The organism is Sinimarinibacterium flocculans (genome assembly GCF_003201205.1).
GTDB classification, from domain to species: domain Bacteria; phylum Pseudomonadota; class Gammaproteobacteria; order Nevskiales; family Nevskiaceae; genus Solimonas; species Solimonas flocculans.
Map to the genome: position 1 here is coordinate 73,650 of NZ_QICN01000009.1, position 11,658 is coordinate 85,307.

At 68.5% G+C, this 11,658-nt stretch carries 10 protein-coding genes; 9 read left to right on the forward strand and 1 reads right to left on the reverse strand.

Going from position 1 to position 11,658, the window contains the following annotated elements; all coding sequences use genetic code 11:
• Positions 1 to 98 precede the first annotated feature (98 nt).
• From C8D93_RS15295 to C8D93_RS15305, 3 genes are read left to right on the forward strand one after another with little or no spacing between them, the layout of a single operon-like run.
• Complete coding sequence (locus C8D93_RS15295; RefSeq protein ID WP_110266087.1) at positions 99 to 2,108, forward strand: TonB-dependent receptor plug domain-containing protein; 2,010 nt, start codon at positions 99 to 101, stop codon at positions 2,106 to 2,108.
• A gap of 7 nt (positions 2,109 to 2,115) precedes the next feature.
• Positions 2,116 to 2,661 (forward strand): hypothetical protein, encoded by a 546-nt coding sequence (locus tag C8D93_RS15300; RefSeq protein ID WP_146216626.1) that lies wholly within the window; start codon positions 2,116 to 2,118, stop codon positions 2,659 to 2,661.
• Positions 2,662 to 2,677: 16 nt separating this feature from the next.
• Positions 2,678 to 3,976, forward strand: coding sequence for a di-heme oxidoredictase family protein (locus C8D93_RS15305; RefSeq protein WP_245903928.1), 1,299 nt, complete (start codon positions 2,678 to 2,680; stop codon positions 3,974 to 3,976).
• Between the two features lie 56 nt (positions 3,977 to 4,032).
• Here C8D93_RS15305 and C8D93_RS15310 read toward each other — a convergent pair whose 3' ends face one another.
• Complete coding sequence (locus tag C8D93_RS15310) at positions 4,033 to 4,794, reverse strand: LytR/AlgR family response regulator transcription factor (protein ID WP_170124051.1); 762 nt, start codon at positions 4,792 to 4,794, stop codon at positions 4,033 to 4,035.
• 353 nt (positions 4,795 to 5,147) lie between these two features.
• Between C8D93_RS15310 and C8D93_RS15315 the strand changes: the two genes are divergently transcribed.
• Genes C8D93_RS15315 through C8D93_RS15340 form a run of 6 tightly spaced genes read left to right on the forward strand, consistent with a single transcriptional unit; the run spans position 5,148 to position 11,656 of the window.
• Positions 5,148 to 6,020: an FAD binding domain-containing protein gene (locus tag C8D93_RS15315; protein WP_110266090.1), complete on the forward strand. Its 873-nt coding sequence runs from the start codon at positions 5,148 to 5,150 to the stop codon at positions 6,018 to 6,020.
• Positions 6,017 to 6,502, forward strand: coding sequence for a (2Fe-2S)-binding protein (locus tag C8D93_RS15320; RefSeq protein WP_110266091.1), 486 nt, complete (start codon positions 6,017 to 6,019; stop codon positions 6,500 to 6,502). The genes C8D93_RS15315 and C8D93_RS15320 overlap by 4 nt, the downstream gene beginning before the upstream one ends.
• Position 6,503: 1 nt before the next feature.
• Positions 6,504 to 8,909 carry an aerobic carbon-monoxide dehydrogenase large subunit gene (locus C8D93_RS15325; protein ID WP_110266092.1) on the forward strand — a complete coding sequence of 802 codons (2,406 nt, stop codon included), beginning with the start codon at positions 6,504 to 6,506 and terminating at the stop codon, positions 8,907 to 8,909.
• Between the two features lie 30 nt (positions 8,910 to 8,939).
• Positions 8,940 to 9,545 (forward strand): SRPBCC family protein, encoded by a 606-nt coding sequence (locus C8D93_RS15330; protein ID WP_110266093.1) that lies wholly within the window; start codon positions 8,940 to 8,942, stop codon positions 9,543 to 9,545.
• Between the two features lie 13 nt (positions 9,546 to 9,558).
• Entirely contained in the window at positions 9,559 to 10,455 is an 897-nt protein-coding gene (locus tag C8D93_RS15335) for an AAA family ATPase (protein ID WP_211307378.1), read from the forward strand.
• A 7-nt stretch (positions 10,456 to 10,462) separates the two neighbouring features.
• Positions 10,463 to 11,656, forward strand: coding sequence for a vWA domain-containing protein (locus C8D93_RS15340; RefSeq protein WP_110266094.1), 1,194 nt, complete (start codon positions 10,463 to 10,465; stop codon positions 11,654 to 11,656).
• Positions 11,657 to 11,658: the final 2 nt, after the last annotated feature.

The window sequence follows — 11,658 nt, forward strand, 5'->3', positions numbered from 1 at the left end:
GGCTGGACATCGTTATGTATTTTTCTATATAACGACGGCCGAGCATCGATATGTAATTTTTTACATGTCGATGGAATTTTGATAACTGGGGGAGAACGATGCGACAGTTCAGGGCTGCATTCGTGGCGGCGGTGCTGGTTCCGGCAGCGGCAGGTGCGCAGACGCGCGACGGTGTTTTCGAGCTTGGTACTGTCGAGGTCATCGGCGAGCGCGAGTCCGCCGCGGCGCAGTTCGCGGTCGAGCGCGTCGACGCCGAAACCATGCAGGCCCTGCACACCAGGGATCTCTCCGAGGCGCTCGACCTGCTGCCGGGCGTGACGCTGGAGAACGTCGGCCAGCGGCGCGAGCGCCTGGTCTCGGTGCGCGGCTTCTCCAGCCGGCAGGTGCCGCTGTTCATCGACGGCGTGCCGGTCTACGTGCCCTACGACGGCAACGTCGACCTCTCGCGCTTCGGCATCGACTACGTCTCAGAGATCATCGTCTCCAAGGGCCTCGCGTCGGTCCTGTACGGCCCGAACATCCTCGGCGGCGCGATCAACGTCGTCAGCCGTCGTCCCACGGCGCCGCTCGAGACCTCCTTCGAGGTCGGCGCCGAGATGGGCGAACGCGGCGACTCGCTGCGTTCGCGCGTGTCCGGCTCGGTCGGCGGCATCAGCGGCAACTGGTACGCGCATCTCACCGCCTCGCACGTGGACTCGGAGGGCTACAGCCTGGCGGACGATTTCGAGCCGACACCGGCGCAGCCGGACCGCAAGCGCAGGAACGCCGACAGCCGGGATACTGTCATCAGCGCCAAGCTCGGCTACGTCGCCGGCCGCGGCGACGAGTACGCGCTGAGCTACTACCGCCAGGACGGCGAGAAGAACGTGCCGCCCTACGCCGGCACCGCGCCGGGCGTGCAGGCACGTTTCTGGCAGTGGCCGTTCTGGGACAAGGAGAGCTTCTACTTCACCGCGCGCAACGGCATCGGCGGCGCCGGCACGCTGCGCTGGCGGCTGTACCACGACAGCTTCTCCAACTCCCTCAGCTCCTTCGACGACGAGACCTACTCCAGCTTCACGCGGCCGTACGCGTTCGAGGGCAGCGTCTACGACGACTACACCTTTGGCGGCAACGCGGACTTCGAGTGGAGCTGGAGTGCAGCGCATGCGACGCGCACCGCCGTGCACTGGAAGCAGGACGTGCACCGCGAAGTGGACGACGTGGACTCGCCGGAGGAGCGCTACGAGGACCGCTCCTGGGCCTTCGCCGTCGAGCACGAATGGCGCGTGACGCCGGCGCTGACGCTGACGCCCGGCTACGCGTACACGGTGCAGCAGGGCCGCCGCGCCGAGAACTTCGACGGCAGCGAGATCCTGCTCTTCGAGGTCGGCCGCGCGGACGGCGACAACGCGCAGCTCGTCGCCGCATGGTCGGCGACGCCCACTGGCGCGCTGATCGCCGGCGTCAGCCGCAAGACCCGCTTCCCGACGATCAAGGATCGCTTCTCCTTCCGGATGGGGGCGGCGATCCCCAACGAGAACCTCGGCCCGGAGACCGCGCAGCACTATGAGCTTGGCTGGACCGAGAAGCGCGAACGCTGGGATCTGCGCGTCGCGCTGTTCCAGGCCGACATCGACGATGCGATCGAGAACGTGATCATCGACGCGGACCTGTGCACCTCGCCGAACCCGACCTGCTTCCAGCAGCGCAACATCGGCGAGCAGCGCAACCGCGGCGCCGAGCTTGCGCTGGGCTGGCGGCCGCTGGACACGCTCAGGCTCGACGTGCAGGTGAGCCTGCTGGACCGCGACAATCGCACGAGCCCGGACATCCGCCCGCTCAGTACGCCTGAGCGCAAGTACCGTCTCGCCGCGCGCTGGCAGCCGGTCGCCGGCTGGACGCTGAAGGCCGACGCCCAGCACGAATCCGAGCGCTACAGCACGACCGACGGCGCGCGCGTCGCCGACGACTTCACGCTGGTGCACGCCTTCGTGCGCTACGAACCGGTGCCGCGCATCGGCATCGAGGCCGGCGCCCGCAACCTCACCGACGAGCTGTACGCTTACCAGGAAGGCTTCTTCGAGCCCGGCCGCACCTGGCTCGCGCAGATCGACTATCGCTATTGAGGCCATGATGAAACCATTGACAGTTTTGGCGCTCGCAAGACTGACCGTCGTCCTCGGAGTGATCCTGCCGGCCGCCACGTTCGCGCAGGACGGCTGCGACGGGTTCAAGTGGGACAACGTCGCCGCGGAACGCGCGCTGTTCGCGACCGCAGCCGAGGACGTGCGTGCCGGAACCGATCCCGGCACAGCGCCGACCATCGTTCCGGACAGACTCTACCGGGCCGCGCTGTCGCCGCAGGAAACGCTGCGCTACGCGGCACCGCCGAGCAAGAAGATGCTGGCCGACGGAGCTTCCGGTGGACTGTTGCGCTTCCGCGTCGCTCGGGCCGGTCTGTACCGCGTCGCCCTCGACGCCGGCTTCTGGATCGACGTCGTCGCCGACGGCACGGCGATTCCGTCGGTGGACTTCGGCGGCAGCCCCGGCTGCGCGGCGCCGCGCAAGATCGTGATATACGAACTGCCGGCCGGGCGCGATCTCCTGCTGCAGCTCACCGGCGCGGTGTCCACGCAGGTGCAGGTCGCGCTGACGGCGGCCCCCGACGCCAGTCCGTAGGCACGGCCGTTCCACCGTGCATCGTCCGAGACGCCTGCGCGATCTGCTCGGCGCCTGCCTCGCCGGCGCGCTGAGCGTTTCCGCGGCCGCGGCCGATCCCGCGACCGTCCCGTTCACCGACCGTCGCGATCCGCCGTCGTATCGTGTGCTGACGGCGGAAGAACGGGACCGCTACGAACTCGGCCAGACGGTCTTCAACACCTCCTGGGTGCCTGCCGGAACGCCGCGCGCCGGGCGGCGCGACGGCCTTGGACCGATGTTCAACGCCGCGAGCTGCGACGCCTGCCATAACAACGGCGCGCGCGGCCAGGGTCCTGCGCAGTCCGGACCGGCGCCGGTGGGACTGGTCATCCAGCTCGGCGCCGGGGACGCGGCCGATCCGGTCTATGGACACGTGTTGAACACCAGCGCGATCGAAGGCCACGCGCCGGAAGGCACCGTCTTCGTCGCGTACACGGAGCGGCGTGGCCGCTATCCGGACGGCCGCGAATGGCGTCTGCGCGAGCCCCGCTACGAACTGCGCGCGCTGCGCCTCGGCACCATCGGCAAGCACAGCCTGATCAAGCCGCGCCTCGCGCCGGCGCTGTTCGGCGCCGGTCTGCTCGAAGCCGTGCCGGACGCCGCCATCATCGCGCTCGCCGAACGGCCGCAGAACGGCGTCCGCGGCCAAGTATCGCGGCGCGATGGACTGATCGGCCGGTTCGGCTGGCAGGCGGACTCGGTTTCGCTGGACGAGCAGACCGCGCGTGCCCTGTCGCGGGAAATGGGCCTGACTTCGCGTGGCGCGGAGCGCGACGACTGCGGCGGCGCCGACGCCGCGTGCCAGCGGGCGCCCGACGGAGGCCAGCCCGAGGTCTCCGACGATTTCTTCGACGCGATGCTGGCCTTCCAGCGCTGGCTCGCCGTGCCGCGCACGGACGTCGACGAAGCGACCGAAGCCGACGGTGCCGCACTGTTCGCACGCACCGGATGCGCCGCCTGCCACCGCCCCGATCTGCCGGTGACCGGCGCCGGCCCGGTACGGCGCATCGCCGCGTACACTGACCTGCTGCTGCACGACCTCGGGCCACCGCTCGCGGACCGCGGCGCGGACGGACGTCCCGTGCCGACGCTGTGGCGCACGGCGCCGCTATGGGGCCTGGGCCACGCCGTGAGCAGCGGCCGGCCGCTGGCCCTGCTGCACGACGGGCGTGCGCGCTCGATCGAGGAAGCCGTGCTCTGGCACGACGGTGCCGCCGCGCCGGCACGACAGCGCTTCGGGCGCCTGTCGCACGCCGAACGCAACCGCCTGCTCGACTGGGTGGCGCTGCGCTGACTGTAAAGAAGCCAGCGAGGCGATCGTCCGTGATCAGGGCGGCGCCGAGTTCACCGTCATGCTGCCGCGGGCGCTCCAGGCCTGTTAATGCTCAGGTCAGCCCGAAATATTCCTTCACCTGACCGAGCCGCGCCCTGCTGACGGGGCACGACCGCGCGGTCGCCGGTGTCGAGCACGACGTGGTACTGCTCGTTCTCGCGCTCGACCGAATGCACGTGATGCAGGCTGATGATGTGACTGCGGTGGACGCGCATGAACTGCTCCGGATTCAGGCGCAGTTCGAGGTCGGACAGCGACAGATTGCAGAAGTGTTTCTGGTCGGATGTGAAGATGTTCGTGTAATGGCCGACCGCCTGCATGTGGGCGACGTCCGACAGCGAGATCAGGATGACACGGTTGCGCACGACGACCGGGATCTTGACGAGTTGCTTGTGCTTGCCGTCGTCGCCCGTATCGTCGTGTTCGCGCGTGGTGATGTCGGTGAGGTCGTAGAACATCATGCAGGTCGAGAACGCTCCGCTGCCGTCGCCGAGTTTCGTCACCTTGATCAGCAGCACCCGGTCGGGAATGTTGATGATCATCGTCATCGGTGGCGGTGATTCGGCCGGGCATTGACCATCGCCGTCGCGCAGCAGCAGTTCGATCTTCGCGCGGCTTTTCTCCGGGTGCAGTTGCAGCACGTCGCGGCCGATCGGGTTGCCGAGAATGTTGCCGAGGATCTTCTGCGCGAGGAAGTTCATCGACATGACGCGGTGCCCGGAGTCCAGCACGACGACGCCGGGGTCGAACTTCTGCAGCTTGTACTGAAGGGTCTCCATCTTCTGTCCTCGTGGCCGGGCGTCTCTGTGCGCCCTGTGCATCCCGTTCTTTCGTCTGCCGGACCTGCGCCGCACGCAGCGGTCGCGGGCCGAAGCGCAGTCCATGCAGCGGATCGGGCGCCGGCATTCTTGAGCCTGCGGCCGCGAGGGTCAATTCTGCATTGCGGCATGCGAGCCGCGAACCGCGCGCGCCCGCTGCGGCCAATGCCGTTCGTGCGCCGGATGCCGCCGTTCCTGCACGAATACGCCATTTCGTGAATTTCATGTTGCGGCAATGGCATCGCTGCGCGGTTAATGGCCAAAGCGACGTAAAGGCACAACAAACACAAGCGTAGCCACGAGGAGAGAGCGACATGATTCCGCCCAGTTTTGCGTATCGTGCGCCGGCGAGCCTGAAGGAGGCGCTGGCGCTGATCGACGAGTCCGGTGACGACGCCAAGTTCCTCGCCGGAGGTCACAGCCTGCTGCCGATGATGAAGTTCCGCGTGTCCGAACCCGCGGTGCTGATCGATCTCGGCGGCGTCCCCGAACTGCAGGGCATCCGCGAGGCCGGGGACCGCATCCACATCGGCCCGATGAGCACCGAGAACGAGATCATCGGCTCGGCGCTGCTGCAGCAGAAATGCCCGCTGCTGCCGGAGGTCGCGCGCTGGATCGCGGATCCGCAGGTGCGCAACCGCGGCACGATCGGCGGCGATGTCGCGCACGGCGATCCCGCGAACGACCACCCGGCCGTGATGCTGGCCCTCGAAGCCGACTTCGTCCTGCGCAGCAGCCAGGGCGAGCGCGTCGTCCCCGCGAACGAATTCTACTTCGGCACCTATTTCACGGCGATGGAAGCGAACGAGGTGCTCGCCGAGATCCGCGTGCCCGTGCTCGGACCCGGAACCGGCTACGCGTACAAGAAACTCAAGCGCAAGACCGGCGACTTCGCGATCGCCGCCGCCTGCGTCCTTCTGACGTTGGACCGCGGGATCTGCAAGCGCATCGCGATCACGCTGACCAACGTCGGCCCGACGCCGCTGCGCGCGTCCGCGGCCGAGCAGGCGCTGACCGGCAAGGCCATCGACGACGCGGCGGTCGAGAACGCCGCGCAGCTGGCGATGCAGATCTGCGATCCCGCGGAGGATCTGCGCGGCGACAAGGAATACAAGACCCACATGGCCGGCGAGATGGTGCGACGCGCGATCCGCCAGGCGCTGGAGCGAGCGAAGGAGGCGAAATGAGCGAACAACAGACTGTCGGCTTCACCGTCAACGGCGAGCGGCACACGGTCAGTGTGCCGACGCGCGAACTGCTGGTGCACACGCTGCGCGAGCGGCTGCACCTCACCGGCACGCACATCGGTTGCGACTCCTCTCACTGCGGTGCGTGCACGGTCGACCTCAACGGCAGGTCGGTGAAGTCGTGCACCGTGCTGACGGTGCAGGCGCAGAACGCCGAGGTTCTCACCGTCGAAGGGCTCGCCGGTCCGGACGGCCTGCATCCGCTGCAGGAGGGCTTCCGCGAGGAGCACGGCCTGCAGTGCGGCTTCTGCACGCCCGGCATGCTGGTGCGCGCGTACCGGTTCCTGCAGGAGAACCCGGACCCGGACGAGGACCAGATCCGCACAGGCATGGCCGGCAACCTCTGCCGCTGCACGGGTTACCAGAACATCGTCAAGGCCATCCGCTACGCGGCCGAAAAACAAACCGCAGGGAGCGTGTGACATGGGCATCCTCGAAGACCAGCAGGCGCGGATCGACCAGCTCGGCGGCATCGGCTGCGGCCGCAAGCGCAAGGAAGACGCGCGCTTCATCCAGGGCAAGGGCAACTACGTCGACGACGTCAAGCTGCCGGGCATGCTGCACGCCGACTTCGTGCGCAGCCCGTACGGCCACGCAAGGATCAAGTCGATCGACACCTCCAAGGCGCTCGCGCTGCCCGGCGTACGCGCGGTGCTGACGGCCAAGGACCTCGCGCCGCTGAAGCTGCACTGGATGCCGACGCTGGCCGGCGACGTCCAGGCCGTGCTCGCCGACGAGAAGGTCGGTTTCCAGTACCAGGAGGTCGCGTTCGTCGTCGCCGACGACCGCTACATCGCCGCCGACGCGGTCGACCTCGTCAAGGTCGAATACGAGGAACTGCCGAGCATCACCGATCCGTTCCATTCGATGGACCCCGACGCGCCCGTGATCCGCCCCGACCTCGACGGCAAGGACACCGGTGCGCACGGCAAGCGCAAGCACTACAACCACATCTTCACCTGGGAGGTCGGCGACAAGGCTGAGACCGACCGCGTGTTCGAGACGGCGCCGGTCACCGTCAAGGAGCAGATCTGGTATCCACGCAACCACGGCATGCCGCTGGAGACCTGCGGTTCGGTGGCCTCGTTCGACAAGGTCAACGGCGAACTGAAGGTCTGGGTGACCTCGCAGGCGCCGCACGTCGTGCGCACCGTGGTCTCGCTGCTGTCGGGCCTGGACGAGTCGAAGGTCCACGTGGTTGCGCCGGACATCGGCGGCGGCTTCGGCGTCAAGGTCGGCGTCTATCCGGGCTACGTCTGCTCGATCGTCGCGTCGATCGTGCTTGGAAAGCCGGTCAAGTGGATCGAGGACCGCGTCGAGCATCTCGCCGCGACCGCCTTCGGCCGCGACTACCACATGACCGGCGAACTCGCCGCCGACGCGGACGGCCGCATCCAGGCGGCGCGCTTCTACGTGCTCGCCGACCACGGCGCCTTCGACTCCTGCGCCGACCCGACGAAATGGCCGGCCGGCTTCTTCAACATCTGTACCGGCTCATACGACATCAAGGCCGCGCACGTCACCGTCGACGGCGTCTACACGAACAAGACGCCGGGCGGCGTGTCCTACCGCTGTTCGTTCCGCGTGACCGAAGGATCCTATGTCATCGAGCGGATGATCGACGTGCTCGCACAGAAGATGGGCCTCGACAAGGCCGAGATCCGCCTGCGCAACTTCATCAAGCCCGAACAGTTCCCGTACCAGTCCGCGCTCGGCTGGGAGTACGACAGCGGCAGCTACGAGGCCGGCCTGCGCAAGGTCATGGAGGTCTGCGACTACGCCGCCCTGCGCCGCGAGCAGGAAGAGAAGCGCAAGCGCGGCGAGCTGATGGGCATCGGGCTGTCGACGTTCACCGAGATCGTCGGCGCCGGCCCGACCAAGATCTGCGACATCCTCGGCGTCGGCATGTTCGACAGCTGCGAGATCCGCATCCACCCGACCGGCAGCGCGATCGCGCGCTTCGGCACCAAGGACCAGGGCCAGAGCCACCGCACGACCTATGCGCAGATCCTCGCGACCGAGGTCGGCATCCCGTCCGAGTCGATCATGATCGAGGAGGGCGATACCGATACCGCGCCCTATGGCCTGGGCACCTACGGCTCGCGCTCCACGCCGACCGCCGGTGCCGCCGCCGCGCGCGCCGGCCGCAAGATCCGCGCGAAGGCGCAGAAGATCGCCGCGCACCTGCTCGAAGTCGCCGAGGACGATCTCGAATGGGACATCGACCGCTTCGTCGTCAAGGGCGTGCCCGACCAGGCGAAGACGATGAAGGAGATCGCCTGGGCCGCGTACAACAGGACGCCGCCGGGCCTGGAACCGGGCCTCGAAGCGGTCGAGTACTACGACCCGCCGAACATGACCTATCCGTCCGGCGCGTATCTCTGCGTCGTCGACATCGACCGCCATACCGGCGAGGTCAAGGTGCGCCGCTTCTACGCGCTCGACGACTGCGGCACGCGCATCAACCCGATGGTCATCGACGGCCAGATCCACGGCGGCCTGACCGAGGCCTTCGCAGTCGCGATGGGCCAGGAGCTGCCGTACGACAAGGCCGGCAACCTGCTCGGCGCGAGCCTGCTCGACTACTTCGTCCCGACCGCGGTCGAGACGCCCAGGTACGAGACCGACTTCACCGTCACGCCGTCGCCGCATCACCCGATCGGCGCGAAGGGCGTCGGCGAATCGCCGCACGTCGGCGGCGTCTCGGCGTTCTCGAACGCGGTCATCGACGCCTTCGCGCATGCCGGCGTCACGCATCTGAACATGCCGTACAAGTCGAGCACGGTGTGGAAGACCATCCACACGCTGAACCTCGATCAGCGCGCATAGCGCTCACCACAACGAAACGGAGATCCGCTTTTGGAAGTCAAGCTCGAAAAGGTGTTCCCGGTCGCAGCCCCCTCGAAGGCGGCGTGGCACGTCCTGTCGGACATCCGCGCGGTCGCCGGCTGCATGCCGGGCGCCGACATCACCGAAGAGGTCGGACCGAACCAGTACAAGGGGACGGTCAAGGTCAAGATGGGTCCGGCGAGCGCGGCCTTCGAAGGCCAGATCGACGTGCTCGGACTCGACCCGGACAAGATGGAAATGCGCCTGCTCGGCAAGGGCCAGGACAACAAGGGAACCTCGGGTGCGAGCATGGAGCTCGACTCACGGATCGTCGCCATCGACGCCGGCCACTGCGAACTGCGCGGCGCTTCGACGGTCGCCGTCACCGGCAAGTTCGCGAACTTCGGCGGCCGCATGATGGAGCAGGTGTCCGAGCAGATCCTCAAGCAGTTCGCCGAGAACTTCGCGAACCGCGCGATCGCTGCGCAGGCCGAGCTCGGCGAACCGATCGCCGACCACAAGGCCGTCGCCGAGGCTTCCGCGAAGGTCGCCCTGCAGCCGAAGGAGCTGAGCGCGTTCGCGCTGATGTTCGCAGTGATCCGCAACTGGTTCGCGCGCCTTTTTGGCTCGACCTGAGCGCGGGCGAAGCATGAGCGAGGCCGCCGCATCGATGCAGGCACTGCGCGCTGCGCTACAGCGCCAGGGCTATATCGCCGACACCAGCCTGGCGTGCACGCTGGCGCTCGCGCAGCAACTGCGGCGACCGCTGCTGATCGAGGGTGAGGCCGGCGTCGGCAAGACCGAGCTTGCAAAGGCGCTAGCCGGCACGCGCGACTGCGAGCTGATCCGCCTGCAGTGCTACGAAGGTCTCGACGTGCACTCGGCGGTCTACGACTGGAACTACCAGCGCCAGCTGCTGGCGATCCGGCTCGCCGAGGCCGCGTCGCCGGAACGCGCGGCCGCCTTGCGCGAGGAGGATCTGTTCTCGTCGGTGCACCTGCTCGAACGCCCGCTGCTGCGCGCGATCACGCGCGAGCAGGCGCCGGTGCTGCTGATCGACGAGATCGACCGCGCCGACGAGGAGTTCGAGGCCTATCTGCTCGAAGTGCTGTCGGACTTCCAGATCAGCATCCCCGAACTCGGCACGATCCGGGCGAAGACGGTTCCGGCCGTGCTGCTGACGAGCAACGCGACACGCGAGCTCAGCGACGCGCTGCGCCGTCGCTGCCTCTACCACTACCTCGAATTCCCGTCGCACGAGCGCGAGGTCGAGATCGTCGTCACGCGCGTGCCGGACGTCGGCCGGGCGCTCGCCGGGCAGATCGTCGGCTTCGTGCAGGAACTGCGGCAGATCGAGCTGCGCAAGAAGCCCGGCATCGCCGAGACGCTGGACTGGGCGGCGGCGCTCACCGGCTTCAAGACCGAGAAGCTGCAGGACGAGCCCGAGCGTGTGCTGGAGACGCTGTCCTGCCTGATCAAGACGCGCGAGGACCGCGGAGCGCTGGGCGCCGATACCGTCGAGCGCCTGCTCGCGAAGGTCGCGTGAGCCCGGCATGAACGCCACCGCTTCCCATCTCGATCACGATCTCGCCGCGCGCATCACGGGTTTCGTGCGTGCGCTGCGCGAGAACGGTTTCCGCCACGGACTCCAGGAATCGGCCGACGTGTTGCGCACGCTGGGCGAGGGCGGACTGCTCGAGCCGCGGCTCGCGCGCTGGCGCATGCGCAGCCTGCTGTGCGGCAGCCACCGCGAATGGAAGACCTTCGACGAACTCTACGATCACTACTGGTTCGCGACGCGGCGCCGCAGCCGGCTGCGCGAGACCGTGCAGCCGGCTGCGAGCGAACGGCGTCCGGTCGATCCGGGCGAACTCGCGCAGGCGGCGCCCGATGCCGCGCGCGGCGCGCCGGTGCCGCCCGGCAGCGCGGATACGGCGGACGAGGCCGCGCAGGATCGTGACGGCGCCCCGCTGCAGGCGCTGCCGTCGCGCGCCGAGAGCCTGGAGCGCCGTGACTTCCGCCGGCTGCACGACGCCGCCGAGCAGCGCGCGATGGAGGCGCTCGCGGAGCGTGTCGCGCGCCGCATGCGGCGCCGCCTGGGCGCGCGGCTGCGCCGCCACCACAGGGGACTGAAGATCGATCTCGCCGGCACGCTGCGGGGCGCGCTGCCGACTGCCGGCGAGCCGCTGCGCCTGGTCCTGCGCCGCCGCCGGCCGCGCCAGCCGCGGCTCGCGCTGGTCATCGACGTCAGCGCGTCGATGAACCCGTACGCGATGTTCATGCTGCGCTTCGCGCGCGGCCTATGCACGGTGTTCCCGCGGCTGCGCGTGTTCGCGTTCCACACGCGGCTCGTCGACATCGGCGACTGCCTGCACGAGCCGACCGGTCCGCGCATGGCGGCGCGGCTCGCGGCGCTGTCGGAAGGCTGGTCCGGCGGCACGCGCATCGGTCCGTCGCTCGAAACGCTGCTGATGCGGTACGGCCGCGAGCTGTTCCGCGGGCGCACGAGCCTGATCGTGGTCAGCGACGGCCTCGACACCGCCGAGCCGGCCGTGCTCGAAGGCGCACTGCAGGCGCTGCGTCCGCGCTGCCGTCGCCTGTACTGGCTGAATCCTTTGCTCGGACGCGACGGCTACGCGCCGCGCGCCCGCGCGATGCAGCTCGCACTGCCGTACCTGGACGCGTTCGCGCCCGCGCACGACCTCGCAAGCCTGATCGCGCTCGAGCCGCTGCTGAGGAGGTGCTGACG